Raw genomic sequence first — 24654 nt, 5'->3', positions numbered from 1 at the left:
TAGCCTCCCCGCTCGTCCACATCACGCAATCGAACGGGTCCTGGGGGGCTCCATGAAACAGACGAGGTCGACGCTCGCGCTGCGGCTGATCGTGTTCGCGATCGCACTCCTTCCGGGGGCGCCGAGGGCGGCGGAGGAAAGCGTCGACCTCGCGACGGTCCACCGGATCAAGGAGGAGGCGTTCCACGGCTCGAAGGTGATGGATCACCTCTTCTACCTCACCGACGTGAACGGCCCGCGCCTCACGAACTCTCCGGGGCAGCGCGCCGCGGCCGACTGGGCGGTGAAGAGCCTCAAGTCGTGGGGGATCGACGGCGCCCGTCTCGAGAGGTGGGGGACCTTCGGCCGCGGCTGGTCGCTCTCGCGCTTCACGATGAGCCTGAGGGAGCCCGTGTACGCCGCCCTCCCGGGCGTTCCGCTCGCATGGTCGTCGGGGACGAAAGGGATGGTGAGCGGCGATGTCGTCCTCGCCCCCCTCTTCACGGCGCAGGAGCTCGAGCGGCGCGAGGACGGCGACCCGACGAAGCTGGCCGCGCGGATCCAGAAGTACGCCGCCGAGAACAAGGGGAAGCTGAAGGGGAGGTTCGTGCTGTTGACGGAGGCGCGCGAGCTCGCCCCCCCGACCGACGCCCCCGCCCGGCGATACGACGACAAGGCGCTCGCCGGGATCGAGGAGGCCCCCGAGCCTTACGTCGCGCCGCGCGTGGACTGGCCGATCGTAAGCCTCCCCGACGATCCGAAGAAGCGGCGCCAGTTCCTGGGGGCCGCGCCCTTCGAGGTCGTCGCCGACCTGTGGATGCGCCAGCAGCGCACGCGCGATCGCCTGAGCGCCTTCTTCAGGGACGAGGGGGCGCTCGCCGTCGTCGCCGGAGACAGCCGGGGGACGGGCGGCATCCTCTTCGCGGAGGAGGGGGGCTCGTGGGAGACCGGGGCGCCGATCCCGCCGCCGATGATCTCGCTCGCGCCGGAGCCCTACGATCGCCTTTGCCGCCTCGCCGAGAAGAAGATCCCGGTCAAGGTCGAACTGGACATGGACGCAAGCTTCTACGACGACTCGCCCGACGGGATGGACGTCGTCGCCGAGATCCCCGGGGGCGCGAAGAAGGACGAGGTCGTGATGCTCGGCGCGCACCTCGACTCGTGGCACTCGGGGACGGGCGCCACCGACAACGCGGCGGGGTCGGCGGTCGTCCTCGAGGCGATGCGGATCCTCAAGTCGCTCGGGTTCCCGATGGATCGGACGGTGCGCCTCGCCCTGTGGACCGGCGAGGAGCAGGGGATCTTCGGATCGCGCGGCTACGTGAAGAACCACTTCGCCGATCCGGTGACGATGCAGACGACTCCGGAGCACGCGAAGCTGTCCGGGTACTTCAACGTGGACAACGGCACGGGAAAGATCCGCGGGGTCTATCTCCAGGGGAACGACATGATGCGCCCCGTCTTCAAGGCGTGGCTCGCGCCGTTCGACGACATGGGGGCGACGACCATCTCCATCCAGAACACGGGCGGAACCGACCACCTTCCGTTCAACGGCGTCGGGCTTCCCGGTTTCCAGTTCATCCAGGATCCGCTCGACTACTCGTCGCGGACGCACCACTCCAACATCGACGTCTACGACCACGTGCAGGCGGGGGACCTGATGCAGGCGTCGGCAATCCTCGCGTCGTTCGTCTACAACGCCGCGACGCGCCCCGACATGCTCCCGCGCAAGCCGCTCCCGAAGCCCCTGCCGCCGAAGACGGCGGAGCCGAAATAGCGAGGACGCCGAAGCAGCCGGCGGCGGCCGGCGCTAGCCGCCCGGGAGCGCGGTCTCGGGCGACGAGCCCATCCCCGCCGCGTCGATCCCGAGAAGCTCCGCGATGTCGGGGGGATTCATCCGGTAGGTACGGCGGATGAGCTTCGGGTGCTGGAGGCGATCGATGCGGAGCGTCACCGAGGTCCACGCCGCCATGCCGACGGCGAGCCAGGAGCGCAGGCGCTCGGATTTCCCCGGCGCGCCGAAGCTCTCGTGGACGCGCCGCTCCAGCTCCGCGATCCGCGCGCGCACCGCCCGCGTGGGGCCGAAGAGCTTTCCGGCGAGAAAGATCGGATAGGCCTTGCGGATCTCCCGCGCGAACCGGTCGGCCTTCAGCCGCAGCGTCGGGCTCTTCGACTCGCGCAGCTTCGTCCACCCGTTGTGCCACGCCTCGAGGGTGCGGTAGATCGACGGCCCCAGCGTTCGGAAGTCGGTTCGGAAGCAGCGCGCCTGCGCGGCCTCGATCTCGTCGGCCGACATCGCAGGGTGCTTCACCAGCGAGTAGAAGCCGCTTCCCTTCAGGCAGAAGAGCTCGGGGTCGGCGGCGACATCGTCGTGCAGCAGTCCCTCGCGCACGACGCGCTCGTAGAAGGGGGTCCCCGGCGTGGGCCCGTAGATCATGTACTGCGTCAGCGCCGGCTCGAGGGCGAGGAGCCCCTTCTGCTCCTCGTCGATGACGTCGGGCGTCTGGTACGGGAAGCCGACGATCATCGAGGCGAGGATCGTCACGCCGTGCTCGCGGTACTCGCGGAAGATCTCCTCGACGGGGCGCCCGTTCTGCTTCGCGTACCCGGAGCGCGTCCCCTCGTAGCCGATCCAGAGGCCGTCGATCCCCATCTCGAGGACCTCGGTCACGTCGTACTGGCTCAGCGCCTTGATGCTGGCGAAGCAGAAGATCGACGGAACCTTCCCGCTCGACATGACCGCCTCCCGGAACTCCATCGCGCGCTTCCGGTTCAGGAGGAAATCCTCGTCGAGGATGATGATCGACAGCTTCGGGTCGAGCGCGCGGTACCGATCGACGACGCGGTGGATGTCCTGCCCCGTCGGCAGGAGCCGGATGTGCTTTCTCTTGAAGAAGTGCGACGTACAGCAGAAGTCGCACCCGTTCGGGCAGCCGAGCCCGGCGAAGACGACCCCCGTCTCCGAGACCTTCGCCCCGAAGATCCGCAGCGGGTTCACGATGAGCGGGTGACGATACGGCATCTCGATCGGCGGCTCGCCGAGGAGGCGCCGCATGAAGGCGACCCCTTCCTCGCGGCAGATGTGATCGCCGAGGGGCCTCAGCATCTCGTCCGCGAGGACCGTGCCGTACCCTCCGAGGACGATTTCGGCCCCGGGCGCGTACCGCCGGATGGCCGCTACCACTTCCTTCAAACGATGGTAGGTCGCGACGAGGAAGGAGACGGCGACGACGTCGTACCCGGCCTTCAGCTCCCGGATCAGCTCGCGCTTCGTCGGGTACTGGAGGACGGTGCTCGGGGCGTCGAGGTTCTCGGCCAGATAGTCCAGCGCGAACTGGATGTGGTGGGAGCGAGGGCTGAAGATACCCTGGGCTCGCGTGACCTGGCAGTGCAGCAGCTCGTAACCGACGCTCGGCGCGTCGCCGTGGCGCGGGCCGAGAGGCCGGCACACGGTCGTGAGGAGAACTCTTTTCAAGACAACTCCGGTGCGCGGCGGGCGGCACAGTGTCGCACACGCGGCGGGACCGTGGCCATCACGGGACAAGCCGCGCCCCGAGGGGCATCCGTCCCGAAGCGATCAGGAAGCAGCGGGGAGGAGCTCGACCGGATCGCCGACGCGGATCCTCCCGGGCCTCTCGACCCACGCGTTGAGGCAGAGGCGGCCGTCGAAGCGATCGACGATCGACTGGAGCACCGCCGGGTCCTGCGAGTTCGTGTCAGGGTCGAAGGTCGTCATCACGCAGCGGCCGCGGAGCGAGTCGAGGCCCACCACCGCCTCCCCCACCCGGATGAGGCGCCCCTCCCACGATCTCTCGGCGAGCCCCTCGACCCCGGCGATGACGATGTTCGGCCGCAGGCGCCGCGAGTCGTAGCCAAACGCCGCGAGCGATCCGTCGGTCGCGACGAGCAACGGCAGGACGTCGAACCGGAGGCTCGCGTCGCTTCGAGCGAGCCGAGCTCCGGCGCGGACATCCTCGGCGACGTCGCGTGCGACATCTTCCGAGTCCCACGGGCGGCCGTCCACCTCGGGCTCGCCGCGGGCGTTCGTCGTCACGCGGTGGCGGAGGAGCTTCGGGAAGCGACGTGCCGTGACCAGCCGCCCCATCGCGTCGTAGGCCTGGACGAGGCGATCCCCCTGAACCCCGCGCTCGGTCAGGGACGCCTCCTCGAGGCGCTCCCCTCCCATCGACTTCACCGGGTACCGCCAGATCTGATCGACCTGCATCGGGCCTCGTGAGCGGTTACCGATCCTGGATGACCGCCTTCACCTTCGCCGCCAGCTCCGGAGTCACTTCCATCACGCCGTGCTTTTCCTTCGCGTGGGCGGAGACCTTCTGGAGCAGCTCCGCCTCGGTGGGGGCTTCCGCCTTGTACTGGCATCCGGCGACGACGTCGCCGCAGTTGAGCATCTTGGACACGGTGAACCTCCTCAGTGACGAGTTTACCGGACCGGCCTCATGCCGGCCCGCAGGAGGCTTGGATGCCGGAGCCGGGAATTCGTTTCAGGGTTTCCGGAGGCTCACTCCGACCGCAGCCCAGACGAACTCCTAGCGCTTCGGAGTGGCGGCCGATTCGCAGTACGTCTTCACGGCCTCGATGTCCTTCGCGACGGCGCCGCGGATCATGAGACAGATCACCGGCATCAGGAGCTTCGCGAGGAGTGGCCTCGAGCGCGTGTCCATCCGCATCGTGAGGGCCGTCCCGGTTCCCGACGGCGTGAGGGTGAAAAGTGAGTCCCAGACGGTCCCGTGAGTCTCGTTCAAGATGCGGAGACGCTCGTTCTTGACGTGCTCCGTCACCTCGAAGTCCATCGTCGACTCTCGCCCCTTCATCACTCGGGACTGGCGGTAGCGCACGCCGACGCCGGCCTTCGCCTCCGAGAGAAACTCGACCTTCGAGACTCCGGAAATCGCCTGGGCGAACTTCCGCGGATCCGCGATGGACTCGAACACGACTGCCGCGGGAGCCGCAATCTCCCGAACCACCGTGATCTTCGCCATCAGAACTCCAGGCGGCCTCTTCACCGCCGTTCGGTGTGGAGCACGAGCGCGGCGCCTCTCGTGCCGGACACGGGCCAGAGCTTCACGCCGGCCCAGCTGACGTACGCGGCCTCGCCGTTCTCCGCTCTATCTTTTTCCAGCGTCAAGGATCGGGGCTGGGCGACCTTCAACAGAATGGGCGTACCCCCCTTTGTGACCCGCAGCCGGATCAAGAGTCCCGCGCCCACGCCCTGAATCGAGACGACCTCGAGAGCTCCGTCGTTCGCTGCCGGGAGTGAGGTGCCCCAGACTTCCACGAGCACCGATTCCGTGACGAGGTTCTGGAGGGCTCGGGCGATCTGTGTTGCGTTGCTGAGCGCGGTGCCGGCGAGGAAGAGGAAGACGAGGCCGGCGCCGAGGCTGGGGAGTTGCCACTCCGGAACGGTCGCGGCGGTGGCGAGGCCGGCGAGGCCGAGAAGAGCGAAAAAGACGGCACGCAGCTTGCGACTCATTCCACCCGAACCGTCGTGAACTCGATGCCGCCGACCCAGCGGGCGACTCCGTTGTACAACCAAGCTCCGAAAAGCGTGAAGACGAAACCGAGCACCGCGTAGATGAACGGCACGAACAGAAGGAGAAAGCCGCCCGCTTCCGCGTTCCCGGCCGCCGACTGAGCCACGACGAGGAAGATCACGATCGGGACGCTGACGCCGAAGTAGACGATTCCCATGACCTTGGCGGCCTGGGGCGGCGAGACTCGCGCGATCTGGCACGTGATGCGATCCCCCGTCTTCGGCACAGGATCGTCCACCCTGCTGCTCGGACTCTCGTAGGGGTTGTCGGTCATCGGGCGACCTCCTTGAAGTGTTCACCCAGTTTCTCGCTCGCGACGAAGAGGATGATCATGTCGACGGTGGCGTGCGCCACGATCGCGGCGAGAAGTCCGCCGTAGAGGAGGAGCCCCCCGAGCGCGACGCTGATGGCGAGGACGAAGGTCGCGTAATAGAGGCGCGCGGCGCCCGTCAGCGGGACCCAGTAGTGCGCGATCGTGAACAGCACCGAAGAGATCCACAGGCCGACCAGCGGCTGCAGCGCGGCCCGGAAGAAGAGCTCCTCTCCCACCCCGGCGCCGATCGCCATGATTGCGAAGTCGACGCGCCCGAGCTTCGTGGCCCGGAGGACCTCGCGTCCCTTCCGTCTGGCGGACTCGAAGACGCGGGCCTTCAAGAGGAGCGCGAGCCCTGACACGGCGAAGGCGGTTCCGACGAGGAGACCGCCGGCGACTTGCGTCAGCAAGGGAGCGACGCTGATGGCGAGCGGCTCGAGCGAATGGAAGCGGAAGAGCGAGACGCCGGCGGCGAGCGCCACGAAGATGATGACCGACACGACGCTGGCGCCGACGAGCTTTCGGCGAGTGACGGGGGTCGAAGGTGGTGTCGTCGTCGCCATCACCTCCCGCCGCGACGATCGGCCATCGGCATCACCCCCACCTCCCGATACATCGCCGCCGGATCGAAGACCGCTCCGTCCTTCACGACGAGGGAGACGCGCCGGATGTCCGAGATCGACTCCGAGGGCTTCCCGTCGACGAGGATGACGTCGGCGAGCTTTCCGGCCTCCACCGACCCGAGATCCTTGTCGAGCTTCATGACCCGCGCCGCACCGAGCGTCGCGATGCGGAGGACGTCGGGCGCGGGGATCCCGGCGCGGACGCAGAGCTCCAGCTCCCGGTGGAGCCCGAACCCCGCATAGGAATCCGTCCCCGCGACGATCGGCACCCCGGCGTCGAACATCACCTTGACGAGCCTGAGCATGGCGTCGAACGACGCGCGGTACGTCGCGTCCATCCCGTCCGGAACGGGAAGTCCCCCGTTGAGGAACCCGCGCCGCACCTGCGGCGGCATTCTGTCCGCGATGGCGGCGTACGCCGGGTCGATCGCCCCCTTCCGCGCCGTCATGATCGACTCGAAGATGCCGACGGTCGGATCCAGCACCGTCCCACGGGACTTCAGGAGCGCGACGAACGCCTGCACGGGAGGCGATTTCAGGTCGAGCGTGGCCGCTCACGCGCAGGCCGCGCGCGTGGGCCTCCTTCACGATGGCCGGCACCAGCTCCGGCTTCACCGAGCTGTAGATCTTGATCTGCACGTACCCCAGGTCGGCGTAGCGATCGACGGCCGCCTTCGCCTTCGCCTCGTCGTCGACGAGCACCTTGGTCGGCCCCGCGAAGGGGCCCGGGCCGTCGATGATCCCCGCCAGCACGATCCGCGGGCCGGCGAGCGAGCCGTCATCGAAGCGCTTGCGCCGCGCGAGGAGCTCGTCGGTGTCGTTGGCGAGATCGCGCACGGAGGTCACGCCGGCCGCAAGGTGCAGGAGGCCGTCGTCGTCCTGGGAGTGCACGTGCATGTCCCAGAGGCCGGGAAGGATCGCCTTCCCCGAGGCGTCGATGATCTCCGCTCCCGCCGGAATGGAGACGCTCGAATCGGCGCCCACGGCGGTGATGCGGTGTCCCGAGATCACCACCGTCGAGTGCGGCGTGAACTTCCCGGAGGCGGGATCGAAGAGATCGCCGTTCCTGAGCACGAGCACCCCGGCCGGGACGCGCCGAACGCGATTCGCGGCCTCGCCGAGGCGCTTCGTCGCGTACCCGGTCTGGGCCGCGAGGAGCTTCTCGACCGCGCTCTCCCATCCCTCGCGGACGATCGTCAGGTACGAGCTTCCCTGGAAGAAGACCTGACCGCCGGAGTCGAGCCAGATCGGCTGCGGCGCGAAGCCGAACCCCGAGACGGCGTACTGGACGACTTCCTCGCTCTTCCCCGGGGCGGTCAGCGTCAGGCGGCCGACCTCGTCGATGCCCGCGGCGCCGGCGGGGAGAAGCGGGAGCTTCCGGCCGGGGGCGGCGAGGAGAGCCTTCGCGAGGATCGCCAGCTCGTCGAGCGTGCCGTCGATGCCGGCGTAGACGGACGGCACGCGGACGTTCGCGAATCCCTCCTCGGCCGAGTTCTTCCACGCGGCTCTCCCCGACTCGACCGAGAAGCGCTCGTCGACCGCGTTCCCGAAGTAGTCGTGTCCGGTGATTTCAATCCGCACGGGAATGCGGCGCTCGTCGAGGACGATCTTCTCGTCAATCGAGGGGCCGCGCCCCCGATCCTTGTACTCGAAGTGGGAGACGCGCGCGCCGTCGGGATCGGTGCGCGTCTCGAGCTTCCCCGCGGGGTTCCCTCCGGAGAGGACCGTGAAGCGGAGAGGAGGCGCGGGCTCGGCTGATCGCGTGAGCGTCGACGTGACGAGGAATGCGAAGAGAATCGCGATCCGGACGGCGGCGCGGCGTGCTCGCATGCGGTGTCTCCCGAAGTGGAACCGCAGTCTACCCTGGATGCCGCGGCCGGAAAACGGGGCTGGCGTGCGTCAGGCGGGGACGGGGACGCGACCGGCGCGGGCCGATCGGAGCATCATGACGGCCGCGTAGACGACCACGACGATGACGAGCCATCTCACCGCCGTCAGGGGGAGCGACCTCACGATGAAGGCGGCGATGAGGACCGACGGGAGGCCGGCGAGGCTCAGCACGACCGACGTCCAGGGAGCGTAGCTCCCCTCCCTCACGAACCGGATGCCTCCGATCGGCATGAGGAAGGCGCACGACCCCATCATGATCGGGAAGGCCGCGCTCGGGCTCATGCCGAGGAGCGAGACGAGGATGAGGCACGGCCCGTAGAGACCGATCCCCATCGTCATCAGCGCACCGAGGGCGAAGTTGCCCAGGAGGCCGAGGGCGAGGAGGTTCCCCTGGAGCGCGAGCGTCCCCTCGGTCGCGCCGCCGGCCACGAGCTGCGCGCGGAGCATGAGCCCCGCGGCGGCGAGGAGCGCGAACCCCATCCCGACCTGCACCCAGGCGCGCGGCCACCGCGCGACGATCCCCGCGCCGAGCCACGCGCCGACGACCGACGCCGCGATCATCAGCGTGAGGGTGACGACGTCCACCTCGACGATCGAGATGTAGATCAGCGCCTGGAGGACCGTGGGGATGGCGTAGCCGACGTTGAGGGTGCCGGGGATCTTCTCGTCGGGGATCGACGAGCGGAACTTGAAGGCCGACGTGGTCGTCGCGAAGTTGCCGATGCCGAGCGTGTCGAAGAAGCACATCACGAACCCGACGACGGAGTGGTACCAGGTGTGGCTCCGCTCGCCGGCGACGACGGTCGGTCTGGACTTCGACAGGCGGAGCCACGCCCAGATGAACCAGACGGTCGTGGCGGCGAGCGCCGCGAAGAGGAGTGTCCTCAGGCTCGGCATGGCGGCGACATGCTAGCGCATTCGCCGGGTCGACCCTGCGGAAACCGCGATCACCTCCATCTCATCCGCACCAGCCACTCGTAGAATCCCGGAGGCGAGACCTCTCCGTGGAGGACCCGCCCGTATCGCACGAGGGCGTCGGGCGCGACGATGCCGACGAGCGTCCAGAGCGCCCCGCCGGGCAGGACGTGCGCCATCGTGAAGGAGTTCACGCTCAGGAGCGCCCCCGCGACGACCAGGATGAGGTACTCGAGGAAGAGTGACGCCGTCGTCGCCTCGCCCGGGTGCACGCCGTGCGACTCATGGAGCCGCAGCTTCGTCGCGGACGGGAAGAAGCCGACGAGGGGCTTGAGGAACCTCATCGCGTCGTGGCGCGCCGACGCGGCGGCGCGGGAGTTGCTCGCGACGGAGAGTGCGCGAAGGAACGCCGCGTCGCAGACGATTTCCTCAGCAGGCGGATCGTGGTACGCATCCGGCCACGGGCGCAACTCGTACTCGAAAGTGCCCGGCCCCTTCGCGTGACGGGCCGCGACGTAGTGGCGCGCCCCGTGGACGATCACCGCGGCTCCCAGCCCGGGATGTCGAGAGGCGACTCGAGGAGGTACCCGTCCCCCCGGCGCGTGAGGCGGGCGGGCGCCATCGTCGTCCTCAGACGAGCCCGGAGAGAAAATCGAGGGCGGGGGCGACGCGGATGCCATCGGGGGTGACGTAATCCTTCCGCCCGACCGCGCTCAGCTGCCATGCGTTCACGGCAGGGAACTTCGCCTTGAGGTACCGAACCCCCCGGTCCACATCCTGATCGCCCCACTTGGCCTCGATGATCAGGACGGGCCGGCGCCCTTCGACGACGACGAAGTCCACCTCCCGGCCGTCGGTGTCCCTGAAGTAGCGAAGCTCGATGTCGCTCCCCTCGACGTCCTGCTGGAAATGGACCCATTTCAGGAGGTGCGAGGCGATCAGGTTCTCGAACCGCGCGGCCTCCTCCGGCACGAGCGACCAGTCGAAGTGATAGTGCTTCTGGGCCTTCCTCACGGCGCGCACGCGCGGCGAACCGAACGGGGCCAGCCGGAAGACGGCATAGAGCCGCTCCAGGACCGAGAGCCACGTCGCGATCGTCTTGTGGCTGACCTGGAGATCCTCCCTCAGCGCGTTCAGCGAAAGCGGGGACCCGACGAGCTCCGGAAGCCGCATCGCCAGGAGCTCGAGCGTTCCGAGATCCTGGATCCGCTCGAGGCCGGCGACGTCCTCCCGGACGAGCCGCGTGCGGTATTCGCGCGACCACCGGCGGGCCTCGCGCTCGGTCCCTCCGAAGAACGGCTCCGGAAATCCGCCGAGGCGCAAGAGCTGACCGAGCCCGCGCGCGGAATCGATTCCCGCCTCGCGCACCGACAGTGGATGAAGCCGGAGCATGTGATACCGCCCCTGCAGCGAGTCGCCCCCGTGCCGGTAGAGATCCAGCCGGGCGCTCCCCGTGATTAGAATGCGCTGCCCCTCCCGGCGGCTGTCGAAGAGCCCCTTGAGGAAGCCGCGCCAGGGCCGGTACTTGTGGATTTCGTCGAAGATCCATAGGGGCGCGGCGGGCAGCTCGCGCCGCAAGATCCGCTCGCGATGCTCGGCGACGTCCCAGTTGAGGTACCCCGGACGGGCGCCGGGCAGCTCGCGGGCCAGCGTCGTCTTGCCGACCTGCCTCGGCCCGGCGACGAAGACCATCTTGCGCCGCAGATCGCTCTCTATCTGGGCGGTCAGGTAACGGGGATACGCCTTCATGACGGGGAGACTACGATGTTTTTCCACCATAGTCAAAAACACTCACGGAGGCTTTCACCCGGCCGGCAAGCGCCCCCTCGCCCTTCAGATCGCTCCGACCTGATTTGATCTATCCTGCCGATCCCGGTGAGCTCCGGAGTGATTCCGCGCGGGGCTCGAGGAGATCCATCCCCATGCATCTCTACCTGTCGCTCGCGCAGCTCGCGGATTCGTTCGGGGTGAGACGGAGCCTCGTGGAAAGCTGGGTCGAGAAGGAAGGTCTCCCCTGCATCCCGGATCGGGGACGCCTTCTCTTCGATCGCGGGGAGGTCACCGCGTGGGCCGCGAAGCGCGGGCTGATCTCGAGAGCGGGCTTCCTCACTCCCGAGCGGCACCCGCCCCGATCGACCCGCCGCATCGAGGCGATGCTCCGGGCCGGAGGCATCCAGCGCGAGGTCCCGCCGGAGCGGGTCCTCGACGCCATCGAGGGCGCGGCGGCGAAGCTCCCCGGCGCCACCCCCGCGGTCGTCGAGCTTCTGGTCCGCCGCGTGCGGATGGAGGACGGAATCTCCTGGGCGCCGGTCGGGGGCGGCCTCGCGCTGCCTCACCTTCACACCCCCGTCACGCTCGGCCGCGACGCGGGAATTCTTTCGCTTCTTTTCCTGACCGAGCCTCTCTCGATCGCGGGGACGGGTCCCGACGGGCAGCCCGTCACGGGACTGCTGTTCTTCATCGCCCCTTCACCCCGCGCGCACCTGGAGCTTCTCGGCCAGCTCAGCTCGCTCTTCATCCGAGGCAGCCTGCGGCGTCTCGTCCTCGAGAGGGCCCCCGACGACGAGATCTTCGCGGCGCTGGCCGACGTCGACGCGGCCGATGAGGCCTCGCCGCCCGATCGGACGGCTCCCGGAAAGCCGGAGGGAGGGGGTTGAGCGCAGGTCCCCTGCTCGCCCTCTCGGGGATCTCGCTGCTGGCGGCCTTGCTTGCCGCCTGGCGCGCCCCGAGGATCTGGCTGGCCGCGACGCTCTCGGGCTCCCTCGCCGCGCTGGCCGGATCCGTCCGCGTGCTGGCGACGGGTGCCGGGTGGGACTGGCCCACGACCGTCCCTCTCGGCGGCGAGACGCTTCACCTCAGGATGGACTCCCTCAGCGCTTTCTTTCTCGCCCTGCTCGCGGTGCTCGGCGGCGCGGGCGCTCTCTACTCACTGGGGTACTGGACCGATCGAGAGCACCCGATCTCGGCGCCGCGCGGCCGGGTCTGGTGGGCGCTGCTGACCTCCGGGATGGGCTTCGTGCTCCTGTCCGCGAACGGACTTCATTTCCTCATCGCGTGGGAGCTCTTCACGATCAGCAGCTACTTCCTGATCACGAGCGAGCGGCAGCGGACCGGGGCGCGCTCCGCGGGATGGCTCTATCTGGCGGCCTCCCACGCGGCGACGCTCTGCCTCTTCGCCTTCTTCGCGTCCCTGGCGGCCGCGACGGGAAGCTGGGAGCTGGGACCGCTTCGCGATCAGCCTTCGCTCGCGCCGCTCTTCTGGCTGGCTCTCTTCGGGTTCGGCGTGAAAGCCGGGCTCTTCCCCCTGCACATCTGGCTGCCGTCGGCGCATGCGAGCGCGCCGAGCCACGTGTCGGCGATTCTCTCCGGCATGGCGCTGAAGATGGGCGTCTACGGGCTCTACCGTTTCACCGGATGGTTGCCGCTGCCCGACGGCGCCGGATGGGTCGTCGCCGCGCTCGGGACCGTGAGCGCGCTGCTGGGAGTGGCCTTCGCGCTCGGCCAACACGATATCAAGCGGCTTCTCGCCTACCACAGCGTCGAGAACATCGGCATCATCCTCATGGGGCTCGGGTTCTCGATGATTGCCGTGACCCACGGCCAGCCGGCGTGGGGGAGGCTGGCCCTCGCGGGAGGGCTCCTGCACGTCTGGAATCACGGACTGTTCAAGTCGCTCCTGTTTTTCGGCGCGGGCTCCGTGATCCACGCCACCGGGGAGCGCACGATGAGCCGGCTCGGCGGCCTCTGGCGCGCCATGCCGTGGACCGCGGGCCTCTTCGCGCTGGGCGCGGCCGCCATCGCCGGCCTCCCTCCGCTGAACGGCTTCATCAGCGAGTACCTCGTCTTTCTCGGGCTCTTCGACGCGGCGTCGGCCCGGGGGCCCGCCTTCTGGGCCGCCGTGCCGGCCGCGGTGATGCTCGCGATGACGGGCGCGCTGGCGCTCGCCTGCTTCGTGAAAGTGTGCGGCATCGTCTTCCTGGGCGCGCCGCGCACCGACGCGGCGCGGACGGCGCACGAAGCGGGCTGGCTGATGCGCGCCCCCATGCTTGCCCTCGGTGCCGCCTGCGCGGCGATCGGGCTCTTTCCGTCGTTCTTCTGGCCCGCGGTGGCGCGCGCGTCGATCGACTGGCGGCCCGACGGGGCACCGGGCGTGCCGCCGGCGCCGCTGGGCACGCTCGGCGCCCTGAACCTCTGCGTGGGCGCGCTGTCGATCGTGGCGATAGGAGGCCTCTGGCTTCGCGTGAAGGCGAACGGGCTCCACCGCGGCCCGACGTGGGACTGCGGCTACGCCTCACCGACCGCGCGCATGCAGTACACGGCGGGGTCGTTCGCCGGCATCATCACCGGGTGGTTCTCCGGGATCCTCCGGCCGCAGACCACGGCCCGGAAGGTCGAAGGCCTCTTCCCCGCGGAGGCAGGGCTCGAGTCGCGCACGCCCGAGACGGTCCTCGAGTACGTGGTCGAGCCGGCCGGCTCTCTCGTGATGAGAGCGGCGGGGGCCGTCCGGCGCCTCCAGCACGGACGCATCCAGGCCTACATCCTCTATCTCCTCCTGGGCGTTGCTGCGCTGGCGCTCCTCGCGACTCTGGGCGGCAAGCCGTGAACGTCGTGGCCTTCGCCGCGCTCCGGATCGGCGCGGCGGTGGTCGTGTCGCCGCTCGTGCCCGGGCTCATCAACAAGGTCAAGGCATCGGTCGCCGGAAGAAAGGGGCCGCCGGTGCTGCAGCTCTACTTCGATCTCGCCCGCCTCTGGCGGAAGGAAACCGTCCTCAGCATGGTCGTCTCCCCCTGGCACGTCGCCGGTCCGGCGGTCGCGTGGACCGCGCTCGCCCTCGCAGCGCTTCTCCTTCCGGCCGGGCCCAGCCCCTCGCCGCTCGCCTTCCGGGGCGACGCGCTGCTCTTCGTCTACCTTCTCGCGCTGGCGCGCTTCGCCGTCGCGGGGGCGGCGCTCGACACGGGCTCTTCCTTCGAAGGGATGGGGGCCGCGCGCGAGGTCAGCTACGCGGTCCTGGCGGAGGCGGCGATCGTCATCGCGATCCTCGCGCTGAGCCTCAAGTCCGGCAGCGTTTCCCTGACCGGGATGCTTCAGCCCGCGGCCGGCGCCGGGGCCCTGCTCCTGGCGCTTGGACTCTTCTCGGCCCTCCTCGCGGAGAACTGCCGGGTCCCCTTCGACGATCCCGACACGCATCTCGAGCTGACGATGATCCACGAGGTGATGGTCCTCGATCACAGCGGCCCGCCGCTGGCCGCCGTCCTGCACGGCGCGTCGCTGAAGCTCCTCGTGTTCTCCGTGCTCCTCGTCCAGACCGTCCTCCCGCTGAGCGCCCTGCCGCCGCTCGCGGCCGCCGTCGCGCTCGCCGCGTCGATTCTCCTGGTGGCGATCTGCGTCGGGCTGGTCGAGTCGCTGCTGGCGCGCGCCGCGTTCCGCCGGGTTCCGCTGCTCCTGACGACGTCGATCCTCCTGTGCCTCTTCGCGCTGCTGGTCATCTGGAAGGGGAGGGCGCCGTGGCCGATTCTCTGAACCTGCTCGTGGGCCTCGCCATGGGGCTCAACCTCCTCGCGCTCGCGAGCCAGAGGCTCCCCTCGATCATCCGCTTCGCCGCCGCGCAGGGGATGATCCTCGGCATCCTGCCGTTGATGATGGAGCACGAGCTGCGCCTGCTCGTCTGCCTCGTCGCCGTGGCGACGGTGGGGATCAAGGGGTTCGTCATCCCAGCCCTCCTCACGCGCGCGCTGAGAAAGGCGAACATCGATCGTGAGATCGCCCCCTTGCTCGGGTTCATCCCGTCGCTCCTTCTGGGAACGGTGGCGACGACGGGAGCGGTGGTGCTCGGCGGCGCCCTTCCCCTGCTCCCCGAGCACGCGCGCCTTCTCCTGGTGCCGGGGGCCCTCTCCACGGTCGTCTGCGGGTGCCTGATGCTCGTCGGTCGCTCGAAGGCGATCGGCCAGGTCTGCGGCTATCTGCTCCTCGAGAACGGCATCTACCTCTTCGGCATGCTCCTTCTGGAGGCGACGCCGCTTCTCGTGGAGGCCGGAATCCTCCTCGATCTGACGGTGGGGGTCTTCATCATCGGAATCATCGTGGACCGAATTCAGCGCGAGTTCGACACGCTCGACACGAGGAAGCTCTCGGTGCTTCGCGAATGATCGGCCTCGCCCTCATCGCACTCCCCGTGCTGGCCGCGGCCGCGGCGATCGTGTGGCCGTCGGAGCGCACGCGGCCGTGGCTGCTCCCCGTCACGGGCGCGGCGCATGTGGCGCTGACCTGGCGGGCGCTCGCGCTGGCCTCGCCTCCCAACCCGGGGCGATGGCTCGCGCTGGACGCCGTCGCGCTCGCGGTCACCCCGATGGTGTCGATTCTGTTCTTCATCTGCTCGGCCTACGCCGTGACGTATCTCCGGATTCGATCGGAGAGGAACAACCGTGTGTTCGTTGCGGCGTTCCTGGCGCTTCTCGGCTTCCTGAACCTCGCCCTTCAGGCACAGAACCTCGGCCTGCTCTGGGTGGCCGTCGAGGCGGCCACCCTGATGGTCGTGCCGCTCCTTCACTTCAACGGCACGGCCCGGGCCTTCGAGGCCACGTGGAAATACCTTCTCGTGGGCGGGACCGGCATCGCTCTGTCGCTGCTGGGCTCCTTCTGCCTCGGCTACGCCTCGCTGCTCACGAACGGATCGGGCGATCTCTCCTTCTCGGCGCTCGCGGCGCAGGGCCCCACGCTCTCGAAGCCGTGGCTGGTCACCGCCTGGGTTCTCCTTCTCGCCGGCTACGGGACGAAGATGGGGCTGGCTCCGATGCACACCTGGAAGCCGGACGCCTACGGGGAGGCCCCGGGCGTCGTCGGCGCGATGCTCGCGGGCGGCGTCACGACGATGGCCTTCGTCGCGCTGCTGCGCGTCCGCGGGGTGATGAACGCCGCGGGAGAAGGCGCGATGACGGAGCGGACGCTCCTCGCGATGGGGCTCTTCTCGATGCTCGTGGCGGCGCTCTTCCTTCTCGCGGCGAGGGACTTCAAGCGGATCCTGGCGTACTCCAGCGTCGAGCACATGGGAATCCTGAGCGTCGGGGCGGCGATCGGCGGCACCGGGCTCTGGGCCGCGCTCTTCCACGTGTGGAGCAACGGTCTCACCAAGGGCGCTCTTTTTCTGGCGGCGGGAAACCTCCGCCGCACGGCGGGGGCGCGCACCGTGGACGACGTTGCGGGGCTGGCCTGGCGATCGCCGGGCTCGAGCCGCATCCTCGTCGCGGGGATGCTGGCGATCACCGCGTGCCCGCCGTTCGGGCCGTTCTTCAGCGAGTTGGGGATCCTCCGTTCCGCGATCGATGGGCATCACGTCGCCGTCGCGGCCATCTTTCTCCTTTGCCTGCTTCTCGCGTTCGTCGGGCTGTCGCGCCTCGTGTTCGCGATCGTGGACGGGCGGCCCCGCACCGTCACCCGATCGTCGTCTCATCGCCTCCGCGACACGTCGGGGGTCCTCCTGCCGCCGCTTCTCTGCCTGCTCGCGTCGGTGTGGATCGGCCTGGTCCTGCCCGCGTCGCTGCGGGACGCGTGGACGGCGGCCGTCCGGCTTCTCTCGGGAACGCCGTGACCGCCTGCGGCGAGTTCGAGCTGCTGACCAACGGGGCGAGTCTTCCCTGGGCGCGGATCCCGGAGTGGCCGGTGCGCGAGTTCGTCGACGTCGCGGCCTCGGAGCTCGATCGCGGCGGGCGCCTGTGCGCCCTTTTCGGCGTCCCGGAGGGCGCCGGGGGCCGGCTGGTCTGCGTGGCGGCGTTCGACGCGGACAACACGCTCGCCGTCGGGCGCAGCGAGCCGATCGCAGGGTCGTATCCCTCGCTGACGAAGCGGCACGCGCAGGCGCATCTCTTCGAGCGGGAGATCCTCGAGCAGATCGGGCTTGAGCCCGCGGGCCATCCCTGGCTGAAGCCCGTGCGGCGGAGCGGCGGCACGGCCCCGGCGACGGCGGAGTTCTTCCGCGTCGAGGGAGGCGAGATCCACGAGGTCGCCGTCGGGCCCGTCCACGCGGGAGTCATCGAGCCGGGCCACTTCCGCTTCCAGTGCGACGGAGAGCGCGTGCTGCACCTCGAGATCGCGCTCGGCTACCAGCATCGCGGCGTGGAGCGGGCGCTGGTCGGGGGGCCGCACCGCTCGACGCTGGCGCAGATGGAGACGGTGGCCGGGGATTCGACCATCGCGCACGCCACGGCCCACGCCATGGTCGCGGAGGCGCTCGGGGAATCCGAGGCCCCCCTGCGCGCGCAGTGGCTCAGAGCGCTCGCGCTCGAGCTGGAGCGCCTCGCCAACCACACGGGCGACCTCGGCGCGCTCGCGGGCGACGTGGCCTTCCTGCCGACGTCCGCCGCCTGCGGAAGGCTCCGCGGAGATTTCCTGAACCTCACGGCGCTCGTCGGCGGCAGCCGTTTCGGTCGCGGCCTCGTCGTTCCGGGGGGGTTTCGCCGGGACGTCGAGCCCCCGCGATCCGCCCTCCTCCTGGCCGGGCTGCGGGTGGCCCTCTCCGGGGTCGAGGAGGCGATGTCGTGGTTGTGGGATTCCGGTTCCGTGCGCTCGCGCTTCGAGGGGACCGGGGCGCTCTCCGCGGAGCTCGCCGAGGAGATCGGGCTCGTCGGCGTGGCGGCCCGGGCCTCCGGCCTGGTGCGGGACGTGCGCTTCGATCACCCGGCGGGCTGGCACCGCTTCGCGAGCGTGCCGGTCTCGGTCTGGCCGGGCGGGGACGTGCTCGCACGGGGGCGCGTGAGGTGGCTGGAGATCCAGCGCACCGGGGCGTTTCTCGAGGAGCAGTTGCGGGGCGGGCCGGAGGGCGATCTGTCGGCGGCGTGCGGAGAGGCCTCGGCCGACACGCTGGCCGCGGCGCTGGTGGAAGGGTGGCGCGGCGAGGTCTGTCACGTCGCGCTCACCGACGCGCGCGGCCGGTTCCGGCGGTACAAGATCGTCGATCCATCGTTCCACAACTGGACCGGCGTCGCGATGGCGATGCGCGATCAGGCGGTGTCGGATTTCCCTCTCTGCAACAAGAGCTTCAACCTTTCCTACTGCGGGTTCGACCTCTGACATGTTCGCTCTCGAGACCCTCCTGCATCGCCTGCGCCACGGGCGCCAGACCATGGAGTACCCCGACGGTCCGGCCCCCGAGCTCCCCGATCGGTTCCGCGGGGCGTTGCGCGTGGTCCAGGAGCGGTGCACGGCGGGGTGCTCCGCGTGCGTCGCCGCGTGTCCGACCGAGGCCATCTCCCGGCCCGAAGGAAGCCCGGTCGCGCTCGACCTCGGCCGCTGCGTCTTCTGCGCGCGGTGCGTGGAGGTCTGCCCGGACGGAGCCGTCACCCAGACCCGGGATCACCGCATGGCGGCGCGCCGCCGGGAGGATCTCGTGATCGGCGGCGAGGGGGCGGAGCAGGCGCGCCTGGCGACGGCGCTCGACGGAAAGCTTCGCCGGCTCTTCGGCCGCTCGCTGCGCCTCCGGCAGGTGAGCGCCGGAGGGTGCAACGCCTGCGAGGCCGACACCAGCGTCCTCGGCACGATCGGCTGGGATCTCGGGCGCTTCGGCATCCAGTTCGTCGCCTCGCCCCGGCACGCCGACGGCCTTCTCATCACCGGCGCCGTCTCCGAGAACATGAAGCTCGCGCTCGAGAAGACCTATGCGGCCGTTCCCCCGCCGAAAATCGTGATCGCCGTGGGCGCCTGCGCCATCGCGGGCGGCCCCTTCGTGGGAAATTCCGGGATCTGCGACGGAGTGGGCTCGATCGTGGCCGTGGATTTGTTCATCCCCGGCTGCCCGCCTCACCCGCTGACCATCCTGGACGGTCTCCTGAGGCTCCTCGGGCGTCTGGAGGAGCGCGCGACCGACGGCGCTCCGCGACCTCCCGATCGCGGGCTCCTTCCCGGGCGCTAGGCGGCCGTTCCGTGGAGCGCGCGCGCGCGGGCGAGCGCGTCGAGGACGCTCCGGCAGATGTTCTCGCTCCCCACGATCTCGGCGAACCGGGCCTGACGCATCAGCCCGCGGGGCTGCGCCATGGCGGCGCACAGGAGAAGGGTGCGCCCCGAGGCGTGGAGGCGTTCCGCGAGATCCTCGAGGGCCAGCATCCCCGTCGAGTCGAGGGCGGTCATGTTCCGCAGCCGCAGGATGACGATTTGAGGCTGCGCGTCGATCGAGCCGACGGCCTCGTGGAGTTTGTCGGTGGCGCCGAAGAGGAACGGCCCGTGAATCCGGTAGATCGCGACGTACGGCGGGATGTCCTTGTCCTGGAGCGTGTGGGCGACGCCTTCGCGGACGTAATCGTCGGTGACGCGCGAGACCGTCGTCGTCGCCGCGACGCTCCGGATGAAGAGGAGGACGGAGAGGATCATCCCCGCCTCGACGGCGACCGTGAGATCGGCGAAGACGGTCAGAAGGAAGGTCACGAGCCAGACGGAGATCTCGGGCTTCGTGAGGCGCAGGAGCTGCGGGATCTCCTTCCACTCCCCCATCGTGTAAGCGACGACCATCAAGATGCCGGCGAGAACGGCCATCGGGACGAACTGCGCGAGAGGCGCGGCGACGAGGAGCACCGCGAGGAGCGTCATCGCGTGCACGATCCCCGCGACCGGCGTCTTCCCTCCGGTGCGGATGTTGGTGGCGGTCCGTGCGAGGGCGCCTGTCGCGGGGAGACCGCCGAAGAGGGGCGAGGCGATATTGGCGACTCCCTGCGCGATCAGCTCGACGTTCGGGTTGTGCCTGTCCCCCGACATCCGGTCGGCCACCACCGCCGACAGGAGCGACTCGATCGCGCCGAGCATCGCGATGGTGATGGCCGGTGACAGGAGATGCAGCGCGAGGTTCAGGTGGAATCGGGGGACGGCGAAGTGAGGGAGTCCCGTCGGAATGCCGCCGAACTTCGATCCGATCGTCTCGAGAGGCAGGCTCAGGGCCCAGGCGAGCGCCGTGCCGACGACGAGCACGAGGACGGTGCCGGAGATGCGCGGCACATACCGGCGCGTCATGAAGATGACGACGACCGACGAGGTCGCGAGGACTGCCGCCAGCGGCGAGAACGTCCCGATCCCGGCGGCGATCCAGCTGATGCGGCCGATGAAATCCCCCGGCACGTTCTCGATTTTCAGCCCGAGGAAGTCCTTGAGCTGCGTGCTCGCGATGAGGACGGCGATGCCGTTCGTGAAGCCGACGACGACGGGGCGCGGGATGAACTTCACCGCGGTCCCCATCCCCGTCGCGCCGAGGACGACGAGGATGACGCCGGCCATCATCGTGCACATGAAGAGGCCGTCCACGCCGTGCTCGGCGACGATCCCGGCCACGACGACGACGAAGGCCCCCGTCGGCCCGCCGATCTGGCAGCGCGATCCCCCGAGCGCCGAGATGAGGAATCCGGTGACGACGGCGCAGTAGATCCCCTGCTCGGGCTTCAGCCCCGACGCGATCGCGAAGGCCATCGCGAGCGGGAGCGCGACGAGGCCGACGGTGATTCCGGCGACGACATCGCTCGCGAAGGTGCGCCGATCGTACGTCCTCAGGCTCTCGAGGAGCTTCGGGGGACCGATCACTTATCGGAGGCTTTCACGCCGATCTTCGCGAGCTTGAGGCGGAGGTCCGCGAACGGGCCCGCGAGGAACGCGCTCCACGCCGTGTCGAATCGCGCGATCCCCTTTGCGCAGAGCTCGAGCAGCTCGCGCTGAGGCGCGGTCGGCGGGGCGTCGACGCTCTCGAGATCCGTGGCGAGCGACGCGAGGTTGCCGTTGAGCTTCGCCGGGTCGTCCTCGCTCTTCGCGGTGAGCTTCTCGAGATCGGCCTTCCGCTGCGCGACGCTCTTCGCGAGCGCCTTCGCCTTCGGGTCGTCCTTCGCCGCGTCGAGAAGCCTGGCCGTGCTCCGGCGCTCCCTCTCCAGATCGGTCGAGCGCGAGAGGGCGTCTCCCACCTTCCGCTGGAATTCGAGGAGCGGCGCGAGCGGCTCGCGCGAGACCTCGGCGCGCGGGTCCATCGCGACGTCGAGGGACCCCTCGGAGACGCCTGCGCCCGCGGCCAGCCGGATCCGGTAGGCGCCGGGGAGGACGAACGCTCCCTCGGGGAGGGCGGCCGTGTCCTTCCCCGGGACGGCGGCGATGGAGTACTCGTACTCGAGGGCGCGGGGCCTGGGGTAGCGGAGGTTCCAGACGAAGCGGTGGTGCCCGGGGGCGATCGAGATCTTGGGGCCCTCCGCGAGGAACCGATCGGTGAAGTAGACGTCCGCCTCGGGGCGCCCGGATCGATCGTCGCTCGAGAACCTCCGCACGACCTCCCCGGAGCCGTCCGCGATCTCGAGGGTGACGGGGCCCGCGACCCCCGCCGGAAGGACGTAGTCGAGGATCGCCCCGTCGGGGGGGTTCTCTCCGCGCGGCTCCTCGGCCGGGAGCGGCGTGTCCTTGTTTTGATTGCCCCGGAGGCGGTACGCGCGGGCCGGCAGCAGGAGCTTCACTCCGGCGACGGGCGACGCGGCGTTTCGCAGCGGCTCGACCTGATCGAGAATCCAGATCGCGCGCCCTTCCGTCGCGACGACGAGGTCGTTCCCCTGCACCCGCAGGTCGTTGACGCCCGTCGTCGGGAGGTTGAGCTGCAGGCTCCGCCAGCTCTCGCCGTCGTCGAGCGAGGCCCAGACGCCCCGGCTCGTGCCGGCGTAGAGCAGCCCCGGGCGCACCGGATCGGCGCGCACGACGCCGACCCACGCCCCCGCGGGGAGGCCATGCCCGATCTCCACCCACGTGGCGCCCCAGTCGTGCGTGCGCCAGGCCATCGGGCGGAAGTCGTCGAGCCGGTGGCGATCGGCGGCGACGTACGCGGTGGCGGCGTCGCGCGCCGGAGCGTCGATGAGGTTGATCTTGGTCCAGTCGGCCATCCCCTTCGGCGTGACGGCGGCCCAGGTCTTCGAATCGTCGCGCGTCAGGAGGACGCGGCCGTTGGTCGTCCCCATCCACACGGCGCCGTCGGCCGCCGGCGACGGCGTGACGGCGAAGATCGTGCCGAAGCCGCACGCGGTCGCGCGATCGACGGGGACCTCGGCGTCGCCGGCGCCGCATCCCGTGGCGTTCGGGTCGGCGCCCGTGAGATCGGGGCTCACCGTCTCCCAGCTCTTCCCGGCGTCGAGAGATCGGAAGAGGACCTGCGCGGCGGTGTAGATCGCGTGGGGCGGGCGCGGCGAGATCGCGAGCGGCGTGATCCACTCGTAGCGGTAGCGGCCGGTTCCCGGACGCGCGCCGTAGCTCGAGACGGGCCAGGGCGCGACGTTCTGCACCTGTCCGGTCCGCTCGTTCCATCGCGAGATGCGCCCGCCGAGCCCGGCGCCGTAGACGATTGCGGGGTCCTTCGGATCGGGGACGTCGCCGTCGCGCTCGTCGCCGCCCACGGGATGCCAGTCGCGGAACGTGATCTGCCCGTAGTCGCTTCGCGACGCGATCCCGACGGTCCCGGAATCCTGCTGCCCGCTGTAGATCCAGTAGGGGAAGCGATCGTCGAGCCCCAGCCGGTAGAACTGCCCGGTGGGCTGGTTGTACCAGCTCGACCAGGTCTCGCCGCCGTTGAGGGTCACGACCGATCCCTGGTCGGCGCCCACGATCATGCGCCGGGAGTCGGCCGGGCTGATCCAGAGCGCGTGGTAGTCGTCGCCGCCAGGCGAGCCCTTGGCGAACTGGAAGGTGCGGCCGCCGTCGCGCGACACGCGGATCGATCGGCCCATCAACCAGAGCGTCTCGGGATCCTTCGGGTCCGGCGTCAGGTTGCTCGTGTAGGCCGAGGCGAGCCCCGCGTCGGGGTGGATCTTCTGCCAGCTCCCTCCCCCGTCGTCGGATCTGTAGAGGCCTCCGCCGGCGACCGCGTGGATCGCCGCCCAGACGCGGTTCGACGAGCGGGTGGGAGCCACCGCGAGCTCGATGCGGCCGAGCGGGCCCGCCGGAAGCCCCTGCCCGCCCACCGGGGACCAGCTCTTCCCGCCGTCGATCGACTTGACGATGCCGCTCCCGGCGCCCACGGGCGGCTGGAAGTAGTCGAGCCACGGATGGCGCCGCATCTGCCAGAGCGACGCGTAGAGGACGTCGGGAAGCGCGGAATCCCCCGCGATGTCGACCGCGCCGACATCGGGGCCGCGATCGAGCACGTGGTCCCAGTGAGCGCCTCCGTCCGCCGTCCGATAGAGGCCGCGCTCGGCATTCGCCCCGAAGGCATGGCCGGTCGCCGCCACCACCGCCACGGCCGCGCTCCGCGGATCGACCCAGATCGCGCCGATGTGCCTCGAGTCGGCGAGCCCCACGCGGCGCCACGTCGCTCCGGCGTCGGTCGATCGGTAGACGCCGTCGCCGTCCACGACGTCCCATCGCTGCTGGATCTGCCCCGTCCCCGCCCAGATGACGTTCGCGTCGCCGGGCGCGACCGCGAGCGCGCCGATCGAGGCGCTTCCCTGATCGCTCCAGAGAGATCGCCACGTCACGCCGGCGTCGGTGGTCTTCCACACGCCGCCGTCCGCGGAGCCGAAGTAATAGGTGGCGGGATCCGAGGCGACGCCTGCGACCGCCGTCGCCCACCCTCCACGGAAGGGGCCGACCAGCCGCCACCGCATCTCCTGGTAGGCGGGATCGGCGGAGGAGGCGGAAGACGCAGCGGAAGGCAGTGCCACTGCGGCCACGAGCAAGACAAGGGCAAGAATGACGCGGCGACGGTGCATGGAATCCTCCCCACGGGTCAACGTGGGGCGGATGCTATCACCGGGACATCCGGATCTTTCGATCCGCCAAATGGTTGATGCCGCGGTTCCCGGCACGTCGTACAATGGACCTCCCTTGAGCCTCGTCCCGCCGATCGGGCCCCGCCCGACGTGAGGAGAGTGAGAAGAGAATGAGCCGCCATCGCCCCGTTGCAGCCCTCGCCGTCGTGATCGCCGTGGTCCTCGCCGTCGCTTCGAGGCCGCTCCGCGCCGCCTCGCCAAGCGGCTCCGAGTTCCAGGTCAACACGTACACCACCGGCTCCCAGTTCTCCGCGTCGACGGCGGTGGACGGAAACGGGAACTTCGTCGTGGTGTGGCAGGCCTACGCCCAGGACGGATCCGGTGGGGGAATCCGGGGACGCCTCTTCGACAGCGCGGGGGCGCCGCAGACGGGCGAGTTCGCCGTCAACACCTACACGACGGGAGACCAGGCGGCTCCAGCCGTCGCGATGGACGGATTCGGCAACTTCATCGTCGTCTGGCACAGCGACGGGCAGGATGGAGACTCGCGCGGCGTCTTCGGCCGGCGCTTCGACTCGACCGGCGCGCCACTGGCCGGCGAGTTCCAGGTGAACGGCGCCACGACCGACAGCCAGGAGTACCCCGAAGTCTCGGCCGATTTGAACGGGAACTTCGTCGTCTCCTGGCAG

Annotated in this window: 21 protein-coding genes; 8 read left to right on the top strand and 13 right to left on the bottom strand. The window is 69.8% G+C overall.

Features of this window, described 5'->3' with window-relative positions; all coding sequences use genetic code 11:
- Nucleotides 1–52 precede the first annotated feature (52 nt).
- Entirely contained in the window at nucleotides 53–1756 is a 1704-nt protein-coding gene (locus tag HY049_01305) for a M20/M25/M40 family metallo-hydrolase (GenBank protein MBI3447546.1), read from the top strand.
- A 33-nt stretch (nucleotides 1757–1789) separates the two neighbouring features.
- Here the strand turns inward: HY049_01305 and HY049_01300 are convergent, their stop codons facing one another.
- The 8 genes from HY049_01300 to HY049_01265 form a co-directional block, all read right to left on the bottom strand.
- Nucleotides 1790–3454: a cobalamin B12-binding domain-containing protein gene (locus HY049_01300; GenBank protein ID MBI3447545.1), complete on the bottom strand. Its 1665-nt coding sequence runs from the start codon at nucleotides 3452–3454 to the stop codon at nucleotides 1790–1792.
- Nucleotides 3455–3556: 102 nt separating this feature from the next.
- Nucleotides 3557–4204 (bottom strand): MOSC N-terminal beta barrel domain-containing protein, encoded by a 648-nt coding sequence (locus HY049_01295; GenBank protein ID MBI3447544.1) that lies wholly within the window; start codon nucleotides 4202–4204, stop codon nucleotides 3557–3559.
- 16 nt (nucleotides 4205–4220) lie between these two features.
- Nucleotides 4221–4388, bottom strand: coding sequence for a DUF1059 domain-containing protein (locus HY049_01290; GenBank protein ID MBI3447543.1), 168 nt, complete (start codon nucleotides 4386–4388; stop codon nucleotides 4221–4223).
- Between the two features lie 138 nt (nucleotides 4389–4526).
- Complete coding sequence (locus HY049_01285; protein ID MBI3447542.1) at nucleotides 4527–4979, bottom strand: SRPBCC family protein; 453 nt, start codon at nucleotides 4977–4979, stop codon at nucleotides 4527–4529.
- 20 nt (nucleotides 4980–4999) lie between these two features.
- Complete coding sequence (locus HY049_01280) at nucleotides 5000–5470, bottom strand: hypothetical protein (GenBank protein ID MBI3447541.1); 471 nt, start codon at nucleotides 5468–5470, stop codon at nucleotides 5000–5002.
- Complete coding sequence (locus HY049_01275) at nucleotides 5467–5805, bottom strand: hypothetical protein (protein ID MBI3447540.1); 339 nt, start codon at nucleotides 5803–5805, stop codon at nucleotides 5467–5469. The genes HY049_01280 and HY049_01275 overlap by 4 nt, the downstream gene beginning before the upstream one ends.
- On the bottom strand, nucleotides 5802–6407 hold the full coding sequence (locus HY049_01270; GenBank protein ID MBI3447539.1) for a CPBP family intramembrane metalloprotease: 606 nt from the start codon (nucleotides 6405–6407) through the stop codon (nucleotides 5802–5804). The genes HY049_01275 and HY049_01270 overlap by 4 nt, the downstream gene beginning before the upstream one ends.
- The gene (locus HY049_01265) at nucleotides 6407–6991 is read right to left on the bottom strand and encodes an amidohydrolase family protein (GenBank protein ID MBI3447538.1); all 585 of its coding nucleotides are present in this window, start codon (nucleotides 6989–6991) and stop codon (nucleotides 6407–6409) included. The genes HY049_01270 and HY049_01265 overlap by 1 nt, the downstream gene beginning before the upstream one ends.
- Before the next feature lie 371 nt (nucleotides 6992–7362).
- Between HY049_01265 and HY049_01260 the strand changes: the two genes are divergently transcribed.
- Nucleotides 7363–7695 (top strand): hypothetical protein, encoded by a 333-nt coding sequence (locus HY049_01260; protein MBI3447537.1) that lies wholly within the window; start codon nucleotides 7363–7365, stop codon nucleotides 7693–7695.
- A gap of 671 nt (nucleotides 7696–8366) precedes the next feature.
- Here HY049_01260 and HY049_01255 read toward each other — a convergent pair.
- From HY049_01255 to HY049_01245, 3 genes are all read right to left on the bottom strand, one after another.
- Nucleotides 8367–9254: a sulfite exporter TauE/SafE family protein gene (locus HY049_01255; GenBank protein MBI3447536.1), complete on the bottom strand. Its 888-nt coding sequence runs from the start codon at nucleotides 9252–9254 to the stop codon at nucleotides 8367–8369.
- A 50-nt stretch (nucleotides 9255–9304) separates the two neighbouring features.
- Complete coding sequence (locus HY049_01250; protein MBI3447535.1) at nucleotides 9305–9814, bottom strand: hypothetical protein; 510 nt, start codon at nucleotides 9812–9814, stop codon at nucleotides 9305–9307.
- Nucleotides 9815–9902: 88 nt separating this feature from the next.
- The gene (locus HY049_01245; GenBank protein ID MBI3447534.1) at nucleotides 9903–11021 is read right to left on the bottom strand and encodes an ATP-binding protein; all 1119 of its coding nucleotides are present in this window, start codon (nucleotides 11019–11021) and stop codon (nucleotides 9903–9905) included.
- Between the two features lie 173 nt (nucleotides 11022–11194).
- Between HY049_01245 and HY049_01240 the strand changes: the two genes are divergently transcribed.
- The 6 genes from HY049_01240 (at nucleotide 11195) to HY049_01215 (ending at nucleotide 19173) form a co-directional block, all read left to right on the top strand.
- Nucleotides 11195–11929 (top strand): PTS sugar transporter subunit IIA, encoded by a 735-nt coding sequence (locus HY049_01240; protein ID MBI3447533.1) that lies wholly within the window; start codon nucleotides 11195–11197, stop codon nucleotides 11927–11929.
- A complete protein-coding gene (locus tag HY049_01235) occupies nucleotides 11926–13875 on the top strand; it encodes an NADH-quinone oxidoreductase subunit H (GenBank protein ID MBI3447532.1) in 1950 nt (649 codons plus the stop codon). The genes HY049_01240 and HY049_01235 overlap by 4 nt, the downstream gene beginning before the upstream one ends.
- 5 nt (nucleotides 13876–13880) lie before the next feature.
- Nucleotides 13881–14792 (top strand): NADH-quinone oxidoreductase subunit H, encoded by a 912-nt coding sequence (locus HY049_01230; GenBank protein MBI3447531.1) that lies wholly within the window; start codon nucleotides 13881–13883, stop codon nucleotides 14790–14792.
- Nucleotides 14777–15418 carry a hydrogenase gene (locus HY049_01225; protein ID MBI3447530.1) on the top strand — a complete coding sequence of 214 codons (642 nt, stop codon included), beginning with the start codon at nucleotides 14777–14779 and terminating at the stop codon, nucleotides 15416–15418. The genes HY049_01230 and HY049_01225 overlap by 16 nt, the downstream gene beginning before the upstream one ends.
- A gap of 160 nt (nucleotides 15419–15578) precedes the next feature.
- The gene (locus HY049_01220; protein ID MBI3447529.1) at nucleotides 15579–18335 is read left to right on the top strand and encodes a hypothetical protein; all 2757 of its coding nucleotides are present in this window, start codon (nucleotides 15579–15581) and stop codon (nucleotides 18333–18335) included.
- 1 nt (nucleotide 18336) lies between these two features.
- Nucleotides 18337–19173: a 4Fe-4S dicluster domain-containing protein gene (locus HY049_01215; protein MBI3447528.1), complete on the top strand. Its 837-nt coding sequence runs from the start codon at nucleotides 18337–18339 to the stop codon at nucleotides 19171–19173.
- Here the strand turns inward: HY049_01215 and HY049_01210 are convergent.
- Together HY049_01210 and HY049_01205 are read right to left on the bottom strand one after the other, a co-directional pair.
- Entirely contained in the window at nucleotides 19170–20822 is a 1653-nt protein-coding gene (locus HY049_01210; GenBank protein MBI3447527.1) for an STAS domain-containing protein, read from the bottom strand. The genes HY049_01215 and HY049_01210 overlap by 4 nt on opposite strands.
- Nucleotides 20819–23917: a hypothetical protein gene (locus tag HY049_01205; GenBank protein MBI3447526.1), complete on the bottom strand. Its 3099-nt coding sequence runs from the start codon at nucleotides 23915–23917 to the stop codon at nucleotides 20819–20821. The genes HY049_01210 and HY049_01205 overlap by 4 nt, the downstream gene beginning before the upstream one ends.
- Nucleotides 23918–24654 lie beyond the last annotated feature (737 nt).

It is taken from the genome of Acidobacteriota bacterium (assembly GCA_016195325.1).
Lineage (GTDB): Bacteria > Acidobacteriota > Polarisedimenticolia > JACPZX01 > JACPZX01 > JACPZX01.
This window is presented reverse-complemented; position numbering and strand designations above follow the sequence as displayed.